A 15,646-nucleotide genomic window follows, 5' to 3' on the forward strand; every position below is an offset into this window, starting at 1 on the left:
GCTCAGAGCCAGTCGATGTCGCCGAAACCGCGCGCGATGTAACCGCCCTTGGAATAGGACTCGCCCTCGTAGCCGAAGATCGGCCAGACCTCCTTCTGGTTGTAGAGGCCCACCACGAGTCCGCCGCGGACGGTTTGGAAGAATGGCGTCGTCTCGATCTGCTTCAGCACCGCGACCCGCTGCTCCTCCCATCCAAGACCGCGGTAGCCTCCATCGCCTGACTTCTTGTCGAGGTCGGCGATCCCGTCTTCGATCATCGACTTGTAGGCCGGGTCCTTGCCGGCCTTCTCGTCATGACCTTTCACGGCGATGGCATAAAATCGGTCGGGAACCTGATCGTGTGGATAGACGTCGCGCGCCATCTGGATCAGCGTCGCCATGGTTTCAGGTTTGAGCGCTGAAGTCTCGAGCCCCCAAGCATGTTCGGGGCTGATGACGGCGCTGCCCGAGACGACGAGCAACGCGCCGATGCCGCCACGTCTCAGAAGTTCACGACGAGAGAGTCCAGGCTTGGCGTCATAGATCGTGACCATATTTTCCTCCCTGCTTGCTATTTGCGCGTCGGAACGCGCGGTTGCTGGCTCCGCGCGCGGAGGCGCGGCTGCGATATCGTCTACTGGAAGCGGGCTCCCCGTTGCAGAACCTCGATCTTGTAGCCGTCGGGGTCCTCGATGAAGAAGAAGCGGGCGATCAGCGAGCCATCATGGTTGAACTCGACGATCTTTTTCGGGTTGAGGCCAATCGCGCCAAGCCGGTCATGTTCGCTGTCGAGATCGGCGACGGAGACAGCGAGGTGGCCGTAGCCGTCCCCCAGTGCATAAGGTTCCTGGCGGCCCTTGTTCACGGTCAACTCGACCTCGAACGCCGCCTCGGCATTGCTGAGATAGACCAGCGTGAATGTCTCGAATTCCAGCCTGTCGGCGACATCGAGCCCGAAGGCGTGCCTGTAAAAATCGACGGACCGGGCCTCATCGAGGACCCGGATCATGGAATGAATCGCCTTCGCCAAATCAGTCTCCGTAGTTGCGGTGCTGAGCGATTATGAGCGGCCCCGGCGAAAGATGGTGGCAGCCGGTTACCACGCGAGAAAGGGAGGACCTTTCTCCGAGAAGCGATCCGGACGAAAGTCCGATTGCCGTGACGGCCATTTTGCCGGAAAGTGATTCCGGGGACGAACCGCTTTGCAACCCGGACGTCCACCCAAGACCAACAATCATGGGAGGTTTGTCGGATGTGCAGGGTGTTTGCGGGGCAGGATCCCGAAGGCTATCGTCAGATCAACCGGTCGATCCGTATCGACGGACACTCGACCAGCATCCAGCTCGAAGCCACGTTCTGGGCGCTGCTCGACGAGATCGCTGATAGCCAAGGCTTGACCACGCCGAAATTCATCTCGAAACTCTACGACGAGGCCATCGAGATCAATGGGGCCATCCCCAACTTCGCCTCGATGCTGCGCACCACCTGCGCGCTCTATCTCCGCGGCCATCGGCCCGACCTGGACGAGCAGGTCGCGCCGAAGCGGCAAGCCGCCTAGAGAGGTTCATTGTTTCATCGAAACGGCAAACCGCTCTAGCTGGTTGTCTTGCCGTAATTCCGGACCTGAAACCGTTTCACACTTTTCTTGGAATTGCTCTCGTCACGGCTGATCCACGGTGACCTCAAGCGCTAGGCAGGCCATAGGGGTGAAAAGCGTTTGGCGTTCGGAATAGTCGGTGAATTCGCCGGTATCGATGTTGTCGACCACGGTGCAGATCGACAGCGCCCGCGCCCCGAAATGCCCGGCGATGCGGTAGAGCGCGCTGGTTTCCATGTCCACAGCCAGGGCACCCGCGGCCCGCGCATCGGCAAAGCGAGCGTGACCCTCTGGATGATGGAAGATATCGCTGCTGGCGATAAGGCCGGCATGGTGGTCGATGCCGAGTTCGGACGCTTTGGTCAAGGCCCTGGCGAAAAGCGCTGGATCAGGGCCGGAGGCAGCATCATAGAGACCGAAAACCTTGCCGCTTTTCTCGCTTTCGGGTCGTGCCGAGCGCGCGATCACAAGGCTGCGCAGCTTTACCGCAGCGGTCAGTCCGCCGCATGTGCCCGTGCGGATCAGGGTGCGCACTCCGTAATAGTCCAGCAATTCATGCGCGTAGATCAGGAAGGACGACACGCCGATGCCGGTCGTCTGGATGCTGACCGGTTTGCCCCGAAACTCTCCGGTGAACCCCAGAGCCCCGCGCCGGCGATTGATACAACGCGGCGCCTGCAGGAATGTTTTCGCCATCCATTCGGCCCGCTCCGGGTCGCCCGGCAGCAGCACCGTGTCGGCGATATCGCCCTTTTCAGCCTCGATGTGTATCGTCAACCGCTGCTCCCCCAAGCACGCCTGCCATTTCGCCCGTAATCATGGCGTAGTGACGGCATAGCGCAAGCGCACATACGAAAGGCTTAGGCCTCCAGCATGTCCTTGACGATCGTCGCCAGCTGCTTGAGCGAAAACGGTTTCGGCAGGAAACCGAAATGTGCGTCGGCGGGAAGGTTTCTGGCGAAGGCATCCTCGGCGTAGCCGGACACGAAGACGAACTTGATGTCCGGCTGACGCTTGCGCAACTCGCCAAGCAGCGTTGGTCCATCCATTTCAGGCATGACCACGTCGGAAACGACGATATCGACCTTGCCGCCCAGCGCTTCGTAGACTTCCAGCGCCTCGACGCCCGAGGACGCTTCGTGGACGGTATACCCGCGCGACACCAGCGCTCGCACGCCGCCCATGCGCACCGCGTCCTCGTCCTCGACGAGCAGTACGGTCGCCGATCCGGAGAGGTCCTTTGCGACATCGGCGACCTTGACCGGCACCGCCGGCACATCGCTCGGTTCGCCTGCCTTCTTCACCTCCGCGATATGGCGCGGCAGGAAGATGCGAAACGTCGTGCCCTTGCCGACTTCGGAATCGCAGAAGATGTAGCCGCCGGTCTGCTTGATGATTCCGTAGACCATCGACAGGCCCAGCCCCGTCCCCTTGCCGACTTCCTTCGTGGTGAAGAACGGCTCGAAGATCTTTTTCAGTACATCGGGCGCGATGCCGCTGCCGGTGTCCTCCACCTCGACGACCACATAGTCGCCCGGGGTGAGTTCCCGGTAGGAAAACGCTTTGGATTCATCCGCTGTCACATTGCGGGTGCGCACGGTGAGGTCGCCGCCCGCCGGCATGGCGTCGCGCGCATTGACCGCAAGGTTGACCACCACCTGCTCGAACTGGCCGATATCGACCTTGACGGGCCACAGATCGCGGCCGTGGTCAACCTTGAGCTTGATGTCGTTGCCGACCAGGCGGGCAAGCAGCATCCTGAGGTCGGCGAGCACATCGGTCAGGTTGAGCACCTCCGGGCGCAGCGTCTGCTTGCGCGAGAAGGCCAGCAGCTGCCGCACCAGCGATGCCGCTCGGTTGGCGTTCTGCTTTATGTTCATGATGTCGGGAAAGGATGGGTCCGACGGCCGGTGGTTGGTCAGCAAGAGATCCGACGCCATGATGATGGCTGTCAGCACGTTGTTGAAATCGTGCGCGATGCCGCCGGCGAGTTGGCCGACCGCCTGCATCTTCTGGCTTTGCGCCATCTGCCCTTCAAGGGCCTTCTGTTCGGTCGTCTCGACGGCGTAAACGATTGCCGACTCCTCGGCGCCCTCGCCGCCTGTGCCATCGGCCACTGCGTTGACATAGAAACGGATGTGCCGCTCTTCGTTGCCTGGCAGCAATGTGTCGATCGGCTCGATGTCGGCTTGCCGTTGCCGCGCCTTCTCGAAGGCCACGGCGAAAGCCGGCCGGTCGCGCTCGTGGATCACCGTATCGAGGCGCACGCGCCGATCGACGGCGTCCCGGTCGACGACGGACGAGAATAGAGACAGGAACGGTGCATTGGTGCGCAGGATGCGCCCATTATGGTCGACGCCGGCGATGGCCATCGGTGTGGAGTTGAAGAAGCGGGTGAAGCGCACTTCCGAGGCACGCAGGTCGGCCGAGGCGTCTTCACCCTGCGTTCGATTGAGCACGATCGTGCGTGTGGGACCATTGACGCCCTCGCGGCTGGCCGAGACGCGATGCATGAAGCGCACCGGCAGCGCCTGGCCCGTCATCGTGGTCAAATCCAGATCGATGACTGCGTTGCGCGTCGTGCCGGGATCGGCCTTGACAGAGCGCACCAGCGCCATGCCGTCGCCGGCGACGATGTCAGGCAGGGAAACGGCGCCCGGGGTAAAGCTGGCGAGGTCGATGCCCAGCCATTCCGCGAGCGTGGCGTTGATATAGGTGACACGGCCTTCCTGGTCGGCCGAAAAGAAGCCGGCAGGCGCGTGGTCAAGGTGATCGATCGCCTTCTGGAGGTCGAGAAAGAAGCGCTCCTGCTCGGCCCGCTCCTGAGATATGTCGGCGAGCTGCCAAGCCAGCATAGGCTGCCGTTGCCCCGGAACATTGAAGGTGCGGGCGCGTGCCCGGTACCAACGGGCACCCGGTTCGGCGCCGGGCCGTATGGATTGCGCCAGCCGGAACTCGCCGTCGCCGGGCTGACCGTCGCGCAGGCCGGACGCCAGCCGATAGATGGTTACCGAGGCTTCCGGAACATCCGACAACAGCCCCTCGACCGTCTTCAGGTCGGCCGCGGACGACGCGCCCGTCATGTCGGCATAGGCACGGTTGGCATAGACGACACGGCCCTTGGTATCGGTTACCAAGAGCCCCTGCGACATGGAATCGACGAAGGATTTCGACAGTTCGTCGCCTGTCGATCGCGGCGTGATCTGAACAAAGCCGATTGCGGTGGCGAACAGAAAACCGACACCGATCATGGCCAGCACACCCAGCATGCCGAGCAGGAAAGGATCGCCGAGGTGCTCGCGGAAAAGTCCGAAGACGGTTGCCGCGCCCGTCAGAACGACGATGAAGATGATAAGCCGGGTGACGGCGCCGGGCCGCGTATTCTGGTCGACGATCGGTACCGGATAGAAATCGCCGCGCGCTTCCTTGGCCATGTGCCCCCTGCTCGTGAAATCCGGTGTTCCGACACCCGCCCCTAGCGGGTTGAATCATATTCTCCTAGTCCGGAAAAGGGCTGGGCGGCAAATGTCGGATAAAAATGACATCCGGTCGCCTCTGGAGTTTTGAACCTGTTCAACAACGGCGAAAGGCAACTTGCGGTGGCCCGTCGCGACGGTCTAGTCTCGCGTCACTTGCAAGGGCGATCGGGGGAGAACAATGCAGTGGCTGGATAATTTGGCTGGCCCCGGTTATGCCGCGGCACTGGTGTGGACATTCGCGGCGCTTATCCTGCTGGTCATCGTCCTCGTCATCATCAGGTTGGTGCGAAGTCTTACATTCGGAACCTTTGTCGCCGGCGGCAGGAACCGCAAGACACGCCTGGCCGTGATGGACGCCACCGCCGTCGACAGCCATCGCCGGCTGGTGCTGGTGCGCCGCGACGACATCGAGCATCTCCTTCTGATTGGCGGCCCGACCGATGTGGTCGTCGAACGCGACATAAGGCTTTCGGCGCCGCGCCGCCCGGCGATGACCGGCGACGGTGGACCGCAGCAGGTCCCGACAACGGCGACGCCTGCGGCGCCAAGGCCACGCGCCCCTCAACCCGCCCCAGCTCCTGTCCTCTCAAGACAGCCGCCGGCTCCGCAGCCGGTAAGCGCCGCGCCAGCACCTCGCCAGCGCCAGACCGCGCCCGAACCAGTGCCGACTCCGCCACCGAGGACACCGGTGCAAAGCTACCAGTCGGCCAAGTCGGGGCCGCTGCCCGCCTACGGCTCGGCCAATGCCAATACTGTCCGACACGCGCCCCCACCGCCGTTGGAAGACGACAGCATCGACGATGCGTTGATGAAGGAACTGGAGGTCTCGCTGGACGAGCCCCGCCCAGTTGTCCCATTGGGCAAGCCGCAGGCAAAGGCATCCCCGTCTCTCGACGACGAAATGACGAAGCTACTTGGCGAACTCTCCAGCCAGAAGCGGTAAGCGGCGACGGCACCCCAGCATTCCGGAAACGAAAATGGCCGGAAATCCGGCCATTTGAAACCAATGTCGCCAATACGGCGTGTCGCCAGGTTCGGCGTCAATCGTCGCGGTAGACCTTCTCGCGGCGCTCGTGCCGCTCCTGCGCTTCGATGGACAATGTCGCGATCGGGCGTGCGTCCAGCCGCTTGAGGGCGATCGGCTCACCTGTTTCCTCGCAATAGCCGTAAGTGCCTTCGTCGATGCGCTGCAAGGCCGAATCGATCTTCGCGATCAGCTTACGCTGGCGGTCACGAGCCCTTAGTTCGATAGCACGGTCTGTTTCTGATGATGCCCGGTCGGCGAGGTCGGGATGGTTTGCGTTTTCCTGCTGCAGGATTTCGAGTGTTTCGCGCGCCTCGCGCAGAATGTCATTCTTCCAAGTCACGAGCTTCAGGCGGAAGTAGGATTTTTGCCGCTCGTTCATGAACGGCTCGTCTTCGGAGGGTACGTAATCGGCGGTAACGATGTCGTTCATTAGACTCACCCAAACTGCCCCAAATTTGGCGCCTATATATTCGTCGGCCGACGCCTGTACAAGCGCAAACAGCCACCGTCTCAAGCAATTGTCAGAGTGTGTGGCCAGCGTCGGTGAGCGAAAGAATACGCGTCCTGGCGGCTGAGATAGGTCTGTCGTGCGCGCCGATTTATGGCTGGTTCGTCAGGCTCCATGGCACGAGCCATTGTGCACCGGGACATTCTCATGGCTAATCGGGCTGCTTCGGCGGCTGGCACGAGCGGAGGTTGGGTGAGCAGACTTTTTCTTTTGCGGCACGCCAGGGCCGGGTGGGCGCTGCCGGGCATGCGCGACTTCGATCGGCCGCTCGACGCGTCCGGACGGGTGGAGGCCGAAGCGATCGGCGCGGCCATGCGGGCCCGGGCCTACATTCCGGACATTACCCTGTGCTCCAGGGCCACGCGCGCGAAGGAGACGCTCGAGGCCCTGGCCGGCATGGCCGATACCGGGAAAGTACTGTTCTCTGATACGCTCTACAGCGTAGATGCCGCCGGTTATCTCCGCCTCATCCGTGACAATTTGGGACCGGGTTCGCTGCTCGTCATCGGACACAACCCGATGATGGAGGATCTCGCCGTCGCGCTTTCGGGAGCCGGCGACGAGACAGCACGGGCAAAGCTCAATAACGGCTTCCCAACGGCGGGCCTGGCGGTCATCCGCTTCGACAGCGATCTGGCGAAGGCCGCCCAGGGCGCCGGCTATCTCGACGCATTTCTGACACCGGCCGATTTTTGATCCCGGCCTCGACGCCATTTCAAAGCCTGGTTGCAGCGCCTATATCCGGCGGGCACAAGCCCGAGAGATCATATTTTGGCATCATCGCTGACGACTTTCACCGACGAGGCGAGGATTGCCCTCGATACATTGTCGGGCCGTGCCAGCGGCCTTTTTTCTCCGTCGCTGCGGCTGGGCGTCACCGGACTTTCCCGCGCCGGCAAGACGGTCTTCATTTTGGCATTCGTCCACAATCTGATCCATGGCGGACGGCTGCCGCTGTTCGAAGCGCAGAAATCCGGGCGTATTGCGCGCGCTTTCCTCGAGCAGCAGCCGGACGATGCCGTTCCTCGTTTCCAGTATGAGGATCACATCGCCGCCCTCATCAACGGGCGCTCCTGGCCCGACTCGACCCGCGCCATTTCGGAACTGCGGCTGACCATCGAATACGAGTCGGCCTCAGGCTGGAGCCGGATGTTCTCCTCGGGAAAACTGTCCGTCGACATCGTCGACTATCCCGGTGAATGGCTGCTCGACCTGCCCCTGCTCGGCAAATCCTTCGCCGATTTCTCCCGCGAGGCATTCGAAATGGCGGACCTTCCGGTGCGCGAGGACCTATCGCGGCAATGGCGGGCACTAGCGACCGAGGTCGATGCGAATGCTGACGCCGATGAGATGACGGCACGCCGGCTGGCCGAGAGCTTCGCCGCCTATCTCAAGGCCTGCAAGCTCGACGAGCGGGCCCTTTCGACCTTGCCGCCGGGACGATTCCTTATGCCGGGCGACCTCGAAGGCTCGCCGGCGCTGACATTCGCGCCGCTGACGGAACTCGGCGACAGGCGTCCGCGCCAGGGATCGCTGCACGGCATGATGGAAAGGCGCTACGAGGCCTACAAGACACATGTCGTCAAACCGTTCTTCCGCGAGCACATCACCCGTCTCGACCGGCAGATCGTGCTGATAGACGCCATGCAGGCATTGAACGCCGGTCCCGGCGCCATGGCCGACCTCGAGCGCGCCGTGACCGAAATCCTCAGTTGTTTCCGTCCCGGCCGCGGCAGCATCTTCACCGACCTGTTTTCACGGCGTATCGACCGCATACTGGTCGCCGCCACCAAAGCCGATCACCTGCACCACGAGAGCCACGACCGTCTCCAGGCAATCGTGCGGCGGCTTGCCGATCGAGCCGTCTCACGGGCGAATTTGACCGGCGCCGATGTCGATGTCGTCGCCATGGCGGCGGTGCGCGCGACACGGGAAGGCACCGTCAAGCAAGGCCGAGAGACGTTGCCGGTCATCATGGGCACACCGATCGCCGGTGAGCAGATCGACGGCGAAACCTTCGATGGAAACTCGGAAACCGCCATATTTCCCGGCGACTTGCCGCAGAACAGTGATGCTGTGTTCGAAGCTTCGCGACCAGGAGACGGACCGGGCACCCCCAACCCGGCCATTCGCTTCGTCCGGTTCCGCCCTCCCAAACTCGAACGCACGGCCGAAGGTGTCACACTGTCGCTGCCACATATCAGGCTCGACCGCGCCTTGCAGTTTCTGATCGGAGACCATCTGGCATGAACCCGCCCCGCAAGCCGGCGGCCTTCCGCATCGAACCGGAGGTCGAGCCAAGAAAAGGGACGCCGCAAACGCGTCCTACCCCGGCTGACCCTTCGAGGAAGCCCAGCGCCTTGAAAACCGACATCGCGATGGTCATCCCGGCGGAAGTCGATGTCTTCGACGAGCCCGACATCGTCACCGCGGAACCTCCGCCTGCCATTGTCCCAAGAAGACGCTCGCTGCTCGGCAGCATTTTCTTCGGTGCGTTCGGCGTGCTGGTTTCGCTGGCGGTCGGGCTGTGGACCGATCAACTCATCGGCGAGCTGTTCGCGCGCGCTGAATGGCTGGGCTGGTTGGCGGCCGGTATGGCCGGCATAGCCCTGCTGGCGCTTCTGGTCATCCTGGTTCGCGAATTCCTGGCGATCTCACGCCTCGCCGAAGTCGAAAAGCTGCAAAGGCGGGCGCTCGACGCCATAGCCCGGGACGATCCGAAGGCAGCGCGATCGGTTGTCAACGAATTGTCGGCCTTTGTTGCATCCAAGCCGGAAACCGCCGCCGGCCGCCGCGCGCTTGCCGATTTGCGCGACGAGATCATCGACGGCGGCAATCTGGTGCGTCTGGCCGAAACGGAGATCCTCGGCCCGCTCGATGCCAGGGCGAAAATGATGATCCTCGAAGCCGCCAAGCGCGTCTCGCTGGTGACGGCGGTCAGTCCGCGCGCTCTCGTCGATGTCGCTTATGTCGTATTCGAGGCCGGGCGGCTGATCCGTCGGCTGTCGGAACTCTATGGCGGTCGGCCGGGAACACTGGGCTTTTTCCGCCTGGCGCGCAGCGTGCTAGCTCACCTCGCCGTCACCGGTTCGATCGCGGTCGGCGACAGTTTCGTCCAGCAGATCGTTGGCCACGGTCTCGCGGCGCGGCTATCGGCGAAGCTGGGTGAAGGCGTCGTCAACGGCATGATGACGGCGCGCATCGGCATTGCGGCGATGGAAACCGCAAGGCCCCTGCCGTTCAGCGCTGCGAAGCGGCCCGGACTGGGCGATTTCCTCTCGGCATTGACATCGTTCGCGAGCCGGAAAGGTGCCGAAACCGCAGAGTCCCGCAAATAGCATCGCGGCCCTCTGGATGCTTACCGGACCGCGCTATGTGGGTGTAAGGGTGACGAAGCATTAACCAATCTTCTTCATGCTCAAACCGGTTCCAAACAGAGTCTTTGTTGCCGGGTGTCGTCGATGAAAAGCCTAGTTCTGTCCAGTGTCGTGCCGATGGCGCTCGCATTCGCCGCAACCGTCGGCATCGCCGGGAAGGCTGTCGCGGCGGAACCGGACAAGCAATTCTTCGAATCGGCCGAAGGCAAATGGGTCGGACCCGGCGAAATCGTCGCCGGCAAGTACAAGGGCACCAAGTTCAACTGCAGCTTTACCGGCTCCTCACCTGACGGCAAGATGGGCATGGCGCTGGACGGTGGCTGCCGCGTCGGCGTCTTCACCCAGCCAATGTCGGCCAGGATCGAGCGCAAGGGCCGCGATTACAAGGGCTCCTTCATGGGAGGCGCTGCGGGCGCGGGCCTCGACATCATTGGCGGCAATGTGGTCGATCCACGCAAGGTGGTCTTCACCATCAATCGCAACCAGTTGCGCGGCGTCATGCAGGCCCGCATTCCCGATGACAACTCGATGACGGTGACGATTGCCGTGCGCGTTCAGGATCAACTGGTGCCGGTTATCGGAATGAGCCTGAAACGCGTCGACACCGTCGAGGTCGGCTCCATCGCGCCGAACTGAGCGCATCGCGTCAATTGAGGCGCGCGCCAACATCGCGCCGCCGCCGACTGCGGCTGCTCAGCTTCGCGGCTGCAGCAGCGCCAAGACGGCCGTCGATCCCGCAAGGATCGCCGTCACGGTCAAAGGCGCCGTTGGGCCATAGGTGTCGACGACATAGCCCCCGACAACCGCGCCGATGGTAATGGCGACCTGGAAGGAAGCGACCATCAGACTGCCCGCTGCTTCCAGCGCGTCGGGCGCTGCGCGAGACAGGTTTGTCGGCAGCACCACGGGCGCCATGCCGAAGGCAAAGCCCCACAGCGTCGCGAAGCCGAAAGCGACGCCGATGTGCACGCCCCAGAGCACCAGGACCAGCGCAGCCAGCGCCATCAGGATGGTGTTGACCACCAGAGCCGTTTGAATGTTGGCGTCCGCCATGCGGCCGCCGGCAATATTGCCGATCACTGCGGCGATGCCAAAGCCGAGCAAGGCCAAGGCGATTTGCCCGGTTGCAAGGTGCGTCACATGTTCGAGGAATGGACGCACATAGACGGAGCCGGCAAAATGCCCCGTCATCAGCAGGAGGATGGCGAGCATGCCGAGTTGGACGCCACGCCGCCGCATCAGGCTGAAAACGTCTGCAAGACTGTTGCTCGCCGTTGCCGGCAAGGAAGGCAGGCTTAGCAACTGCAAAAGCATGGCAAGCAAGGCCAGCCCCGCTGTCATGGCCATGGCGCTGCGCCAGCCGAGCCAATCGCTGATCAGCGCGCCCATCGACGGTGCGGCAATGGTGGCCAGCGAAACGCCGAGGGTGACAATAGCCATGCCCCGCCCGGTCGCATTGGCCCCGACCAGCCTCGCCACAACGGCGACCGAAAGTGCCCAGAAGGCGCTGAGCGCTACCCCCAATCCGGCGCGGCCCAGCAACAACAGCCAGAAATCGGTCGCCAGCGCTGCAAGGATGTTGGAGCCGACCGCCAGGGCGCTGAGGCCAACCAGCACTGCCTTGCGGTTCAATCGGCCGATGAGCACATTGCTCAACATGGCCGTCACCGCGCCGACCGAGGCGGTAGCGGTAACGACCTGTCCGGCCGTGCCTTCGCTGATGCCGAGGTCACGCGCCAGCGGCGTCAACAGGCCTGCCGGCAGAAATTCGGCTGATACCAGAGCAAAGCTGGTGGCCGCCAATGAAATGACCGCGAACCAGGTGGTTGCGCTCCAAGCGGCCGGCGCAACCGGATCGACGTCTATCGCGGCGTCCTCAAGTTTTAATGTTGTGTCTGTCACGGAAGCATCTCCAAATTCTGGAGATGCTTATAGGCCAGTCCACTTGGATGATATGTATCCTAAAGTCCGAAATTCATGTCTATTCGTCCGGGAATTGTGCGGCGCACAACGCCCGGGGAGACATTAGTGATGCGCTTGAAGGCGCGCGCGAAGGAGGCTTCAGACTCATAGCCCAGGCGGGTAGCGACCTCGGCCACCGACAGGCCGTTCTGCCCCAGCAATTCGCGGGCAAGCTGCATGCGCAGTCGGGCGAGATAGCGTGCGGCGCCCTCTCCCAATACAGCGCTGAAGCGTTCGGCAAAAATCGAGCGCGACTGGCCTGCGAGGCCGGCGAGGCTTTCCAGTGTCCAGTTGCGGCCTGGGTCTCTGTGCATGGCCGCAAGGGCGCGGCCGATATGCGGATCGCGGATAGCGGCGAGCCAACCGGTGGTCGAGGCGGCGGTGCAATTGACCCAGCAGCGGATGAGCCGGGCCGTCAGCAAGTCCGCCATGCGCGACAGGATGGTGGCGCTGCCCATCTGTGGCTGTGCCGCCTCCTGCGTCATGGCAGCCAGCAGAGGCCCGACAATTGGGTCATTTCCGGCCACGTCGCACCCCTTGATGACAGGCGGCATTAACATAATCAACGGGTTCAGCGCACAGGAGCCAAGGGCCATGGAGCCGCAGAACAGGGTGCTAGTCGCGCCGGCGCCTTCCCGCACCACGTCGCAGACGTTGCCTCCGAATTTGGTAACCTGGCAATCCTCGAGGGACCCGCCGGCAACCTCCGGCGAACTCGCCAGCCGATGAGCGATGCCTTGCGGCAGCAGCACGAGGTCGCCATCGCGCAACTCTTGCCAACCCTGTGCTTCGGTATGGATCCAGCACGGACCCTGGCCGACAAAGTGGAAACGAAGCAGCGGCTGTTGCGGAAAGGCGATGCTCCATGGATGCCGCAATTCGCAACGACCATAGTTGACGCCGCTCAAGCGAAAGTCCTGCAGGACCTCGCTGAGCGCATCCATGGGGATATGCTGCTGTGGTGACGGCCAGGACGAATGGTCATTCATTCCATCGACATAAACACCAAACGTCCGGCAGGCAAGCGAAGACCGTTGTTTCACAACACGCGCATCGCCTCAAGGCTACCCTGGCTGCCCGGGCAGGCCGCCCGCCCTTGCCTCCTGCTCCAACAGCATGCAAGGAGTGCTGTCGGACAAGGGGAAAAGAGGCATGGCAGCGGAAGCATCGGACAGCGACCTCATCCAGGTGGTGGCGTTGCTGGCCGCCGGGGTCATCGCCGTTCCCATCTTCAAGCGCATGGGCCTCGGCTCCATCCTCGGCTATCTGGCAGCCGGCGTCGTGATCGGCCCGTTCGGCATCGGCGTGTTTTCCGAATCGGAAGCCATCCTGCATGTCGCCGAACTGGGCGTGGTGATGTTCCTTTTCATCATCGGGCTGGAGATGCAGCCGTCGCGGCTGTGGGGCCTGCGCCGCGAAATCTTTGGCCTCGGCGCGCTGCAGGTCGGCGTCTGCGCGGTCCTGCTTACCGGTGTCGGCGTAGCGGGCGGCTTTCCGGTGGCGCAGGCCTTCGTTGCCGGCGCCGGCTTCGTGCTGACGTCGACGGCGATCGTCATGCAGCTTCTGGAGGAGCGCGGTGAAATCGCTGCGCCCAAAGGCCAGCGCATCGTCTCCATTCTGTTGCTGGAAGACCTCGCCATCGTCCCGCTGCTCGCGCTGATAGCGTTCCTGGCACCGGGCGGGGCTGACACAAGCCTGACCCAGCGACTGACCGAAATCGGCATCGGGCTTGCCGCGATCGCCGGTCTTGTGCTGGCCGGCCGCTATCTGCTCAACCCATTCTTCCGCGTCCTGGCCGATGCGCGCGCCCGCGAGGTGATGACGGCAGCGGCCCTGCTGGTCGTTCTAGGATCCGCGCTCGCCATGCAACTCAGCGGCCTGTCGATGGCGATGGGCGCCTTCCTGGCCGGCGTGCTGCTCTCTGAATCGACCTTTCGTCACCAGCTGGAAGCTGACATCGAGCCGTTCCGCGGCATCCTGCTCGGCCTGTTCTTCCTTGCAGTGGGAATGTCGCTCGACCTGCATGTCGTCGCCGAGAACTGGCGGATGGTCGCAATCTACGTCGTCGCCTATATGGTGATGAAAGCACTCGGCATCTATGTCGTCGCCCGCGCCATGAGAACCGGTCATCGGGAAGCGCTTGAACGCGCCGTCTTCATGGCCCAGGGCGGTGAATTCGCCTTCGTCCTCTATTCGGCGGCTGCGGCGGTTGGCATCATCGACAGCCAGGCCAACGCCACGCTGACGGCCATCGTCATCATCTCCATGGTGCTGACGCCGCTGGCGATCATCGCCTTGCGCTCGATTACGCCACTCGACGAGCAGTCGCTTGACGGCGTCGACGTCGCCGATGGCCTGACCGGAAGCGTCCTGGTCATCGGCTTTGGGCGCTTTGGCCAGATCGCCAGCCAGCCTCTCTTGCTGCGCGGCATCGATGTTTCGATCATCGACAACGAAGTCGAAATGATCCAGGCGGCGGCGGATTTCGGCTTCAAGGTCTATTATGGCGACGGCACGCGGCTCGACATCCTGCACGCCGCAGGGGCCGGCCGGGCGCGCGCGGTCCTCATCTGCGTCGACAAGGCGGATGTGGCCGTTCGCATCGCCCAGCTGATCAAGGCCGAATTCCCCCTGCTCACGGTGCTGGCGCGCGCCTATGACAGGGGAACCGCGCTGCAGCTCATTCGCGCCGGCGTCGACTTCCAGTTGCGTGAGACCTTTGAGTCGGCGCTAGTGTTCGGCGGTTCGGCCCTCGAAGCGCTGGGCGTCGCTCCGGAAGACGTTGCCGATGTTATCGAGGATGTCCGCCGGCGCGATACGGCCCGCTTCGAGACGCAGCTCGCCGAAGGCATTCGCTCCGGCCAACGCTTCCTCAAGGGCAATATCGGCACACCGATCCCGACACCGCTCTCGACGCCGCGCAGGCCCGGTCGGGCGCTGAGCGAAGAGACAGCCGGTGTGCTGCACAAATCCGATCCGCCAGATTGAGCGAGGACCAGCAAATGGAATTGGACATCAGGGCGCGGTCGGTCACCGGCTTCTGGCGCGATGCCGGAGAGGACGCATGGTTCAAGGTGGACGAGGCCTTCGACGCCGATTTTCGCCGCCGCTTCCTCGATCTACACTATGCCGTGGCGCGGCGGCAATGCGACGGCTGGTCGGGCCATGCCGAAGGGTCGCTCGCGCTGATGATCCTGCTCGACCAGTTTCCCCGCAACTGCTTTCGCGGCACCGCGCATATGTACGCGACCGATCCGCTCGCCAGATATTTCGCCGCGAAGGCCATCGCCGCCGGCCACGATCTTGATCTCGACGAGAAAATCCGCGTCTTCGTCTATCTGCCGTATGAGCATTCCGAGGTCATGGCCGACCAGGACCTGTCGGTCGAACTGACCCGGACCAGGGCCGAACCCTATCTGAAATATGCCGAAGAGCACCGCGACATCATCCAGCGTTTTGGTCGCTTTCCGCATCGAAACAGCATGCTTGGCCGGGAAACGACTCTGGCTGAACGGGCTTTCCTGGACGGAGGTGGCTTCTCCGGCTGACGCCGGGGACGCATTTCGCAAGAGAGCTCGGGTTCTGCAGGCAACGCCGCTCATTCAGCCCCGTCTGACGAAGGCGCCCGCCCCTGGAGCGGTTCACTGTTTCACGGAACGGCAAACCGCCCAACTGTTTGTTCTGACGCAATTCCGGATGGAAAACCGTTTCGCACTT

15 protein-coding genes are annotated in these 15,646 nt (G+C 63.0%); 8 read left to right on the forward strand and 7 right to left on the reverse strand.

The window, feature by feature from the left end; genetic code table 11:
• Positions 1-2: 2 nt before the first annotated feature.
• Both LB513_RS15190 and LB513_RS15195 read right to left on the reverse strand, forming a co-directional pair.
• Positions 3-533, reverse strand: a complete 531-nt coding sequence (locus tag LB513_RS15190) for a gluconate 2-dehydrogenase subunit 3 family protein (RefSeq protein WP_224664310.1) — start codon at positions 531-533, stop codon at positions 3-5.
• An 80-nt stretch (positions 534-613) separates the two neighbouring features.
• Entirely contained in the window at positions 614-1,009 is a 396-nt protein-coding gene (locus tag LB513_RS15195; RefSeq protein ID WP_224664311.1) for a VOC family protein, read from the reverse strand.
• 222 nt (positions 1,010-1,231) lie between these two features.
• On the opposite strand from LB513_RS15195, the gene LB513_RS15200 reads away from it, so the two are divergent.
• Positions 1,232-1,537: a ribbon-helix-helix domain-containing protein gene (locus LB513_RS15200; RefSeq protein ID WP_224664312.1), complete on the forward strand. Its 306-nt coding sequence runs from the start codon at positions 1,232-1,234 to the stop codon at positions 1,535-1,537.
• Positions 1,538-1,639: 102 nt separating this feature from the next.
• Here the strand turns inward: LB513_RS15200 and LB513_RS15205 are convergent, their stop codons facing one another.
• Positions 1,640-2,353, reverse strand: a complete 714-nt coding sequence (locus tag LB513_RS15205) for a DeoD-type purine-nucleoside phosphorylase (protein ID WP_224664313.1) — start codon at positions 2,351-2,353, stop codon at positions 1,640-1,642.
• A gap of 83 nt (positions 2,354-2,436) precedes the next feature.
• Entirely contained in the window at positions 2,437-5,010 is a 2,574-nt protein-coding gene (gene cckA / locus LB513_RS15210) for a cell cycle histidine kinase CckA (RefSeq protein WP_224664314.1), read from the reverse strand.
• 223 nt (positions 5,011-5,233) lie between these two features.
• Between cckA and LB513_RS15215 the strand changes: the two genes are divergently transcribed.
• Positions 5,234-5,998: a flagellar biosynthetic protein FliO gene (locus LB513_RS15215; protein WP_224664315.1), complete on the forward strand. Its 765-nt coding sequence runs from the start codon at positions 5,234-5,236 to the stop codon at positions 5,996-5,998.
• Positions 5,999-6,095: 97 nt separating this feature from the next.
• Here LB513_RS15215 and dksA read toward each other — a convergent pair whose 3' ends face one another.
• A complete protein-coding gene (gene dksA, locus LB513_RS15220) occupies positions 6,096-6,512 on the reverse strand; it encodes an RNA polymerase-binding protein DksA (protein ID WP_010909647.1) in 417 nt (138 codons plus the stop codon).
• A gap of 270 nt (positions 6,513-6,782) precedes the next feature.
• On the opposite strand from dksA, the gene LB513_RS15225 reads away from it, so the two are divergent.
• The 4 genes from LB513_RS15225 to LB513_RS15240 all read left to right on the forward strand — a co-directional run bounded on the left by LB513_RS15225 (position 6,783) and on the right by LB513_RS15240 (position 10,603).
• The gene (locus tag LB513_RS15225) at positions 6,783-7,286 is read left to right on the forward strand and encodes a SixA phosphatase family protein (RefSeq protein ID WP_224664316.1); all 504 of its coding nucleotides are present in this window, start codon (positions 6,783-6,785) and stop codon (positions 7,284-7,286) included.
• Between the two features lie 75 nt (positions 7,287-7,361).
• Positions 7,362-8,840 (forward strand): YcjX family protein, encoded by a 1,479-nt coding sequence (locus LB513_RS15230; protein WP_224664317.1) that lies wholly within the window; start codon positions 7,362-7,364, stop codon positions 8,838-8,840.
• The gene (locus LB513_RS15235; protein ID WP_224664318.1) at positions 8,837-9,928 is read left to right on the forward strand and encodes a YcjF family protein; all 1,092 of its coding nucleotides are present in this window, start codon (positions 8,837-8,839) and stop codon (positions 9,926-9,928) included. Before LB513_RS15230 ends, LB513_RS15235 begins: the two co-directional genes overlap by 4 nt.
• Before the next feature lie 123 nt (positions 9,929-10,051).
• Positions 10,052-10,603 (forward strand): hypothetical protein, encoded by a 552-nt coding sequence (locus LB513_RS15240; RefSeq protein ID WP_224664319.1) that lies wholly within the window; start codon positions 10,052-10,054, stop codon positions 10,601-10,603.
• A 57-nt stretch (positions 10,604-10,660) separates the two neighbouring features.
• On the opposite strand, the gene LB513_RS15245 is transcribed toward LB513_RS15240, so the two are convergent.
• Entirely contained in the window at positions 10,661-11,869 is a 1,209-nt protein-coding gene (locus LB513_RS15245) for an MFS transporter (protein WP_224664320.1), read from the reverse strand.
• A 59-nt stretch (positions 11,870-11,928) separates the two neighbouring features.
• Positions 11,929-12,918 (reverse strand): AraC family transcriptional regulator, encoded by a 990-nt coding sequence (locus tag LB513_RS15250; RefSeq protein WP_224664321.1) that lies wholly within the window; start codon positions 12,916-12,918, stop codon positions 11,929-11,931.
• A gap of 163 nt (positions 12,919-13,081) precedes the next feature.
• Here LB513_RS15250 and LB513_RS15255 point away from each other — a divergent pair, with 163 nt between their 5' ends.
• Together LB513_RS15255 and LB513_RS15260 are read left to right on the forward strand one after the other, a co-directional pair.
• Positions 13,082-14,917 (forward strand): monovalent cation:proton antiporter-2 (CPA2) family protein, encoded by a 1,836-nt coding sequence (locus LB513_RS15255; protein ID WP_224664322.1) that lies wholly within the window; start codon positions 13,082-13,084, stop codon positions 14,915-14,917.
• 14 nt (positions 14,918-14,931) lie between these two features.
• On the forward strand, positions 14,932-15,477 hold the full coding sequence (locus tag LB513_RS15260; protein WP_224664323.1) for a DUF924 family protein: 546 nt from the start codon (positions 14,932-14,934) through the stop codon (positions 15,475-15,477).
• The last annotated feature ends 169 nt before the right edge of the window (positions 15,478-15,646 follow it).

The sequence above is a fragment of the Mesorhizobium sp. ES1-1 genome (assembly GCF_020164785.1).
In the GTDB taxonomy this organism is placed as follows: Bacteria; Pseudomonadota; Alphaproteobacteria; order Rhizobiales; family Rhizobiaceae; genus Mesorhizobium.

Excerpts from the sequence above, each read along its gene's own strand:
- LB513_RS15190 (WP_224664310.1), bottom strand. The coding sequence starts at position 533 with ATGGTCACGATCTATGACGCCAAGCCTGGACTCTCTCGTCGTGAACTT.
- LB513_RS15200 (WP_224664312.1), top strand. The coding sequence starts at position 1,232 with ATGTGCAGGGTGTTTGCGGGGCAGGATCCCGAAGGCTATCGTCAGATC.
- cckA (WP_224664314.1), bottom strand. The coding sequence starts at position 5,010 with ATGGCCAAGGAAGCGCGCGGCGATTTCTATCCGGTACCGATCGTCGAC.
- LB513_RS15215 (WP_224664315.1), top strand. The coding sequence starts at position 5,234 with ATGCAGTGGCTGGATAATTTGGCTGGCCCCGGTTATGCCGCGGCACTG.
- dksA (WP_010909647.1), bottom strand. The coding sequence starts at position 6,512 with ATGAACGACATCGTTACCGCCGATTACGTACCCTCCGAAGACGAGCCG.
- LB513_RS15235 (WP_224664318.1), top strand. The coding sequence starts at position 8,837 with ATGAACCCGCCCCGCAAGCCGGCGGCCTTCCGCATCGAACCGGAGGTC.
- LB513_RS15240 (WP_224664319.1), top strand. The coding sequence starts at position 10,052 with ATGAAAAGCCTAGTTCTGTCCAGTGTCGTGCCGATGGCGCTCGCATTC.
- LB513_RS15250 (WP_224664321.1), bottom strand. The coding sequence starts at position 12,918 with ATGAATGACCATTCGTCCTGGCCGTCACCACAGCAGCATATCCCCATG.
- LB513_RS15255 (WP_224664322.1), top strand. The coding sequence starts at position 13,082 with ATGGCAGCGGAAGCATCGGACAGCGACCTCATCCAGGTGGTGGCGTTG.
- LB513_RS15260 (WP_224664323.1), top strand. The coding sequence starts at position 14,932 with ATGGAATTGGACATCAGGGCGCGGTCGGTCACCGGCTTCTGGCGCGAT.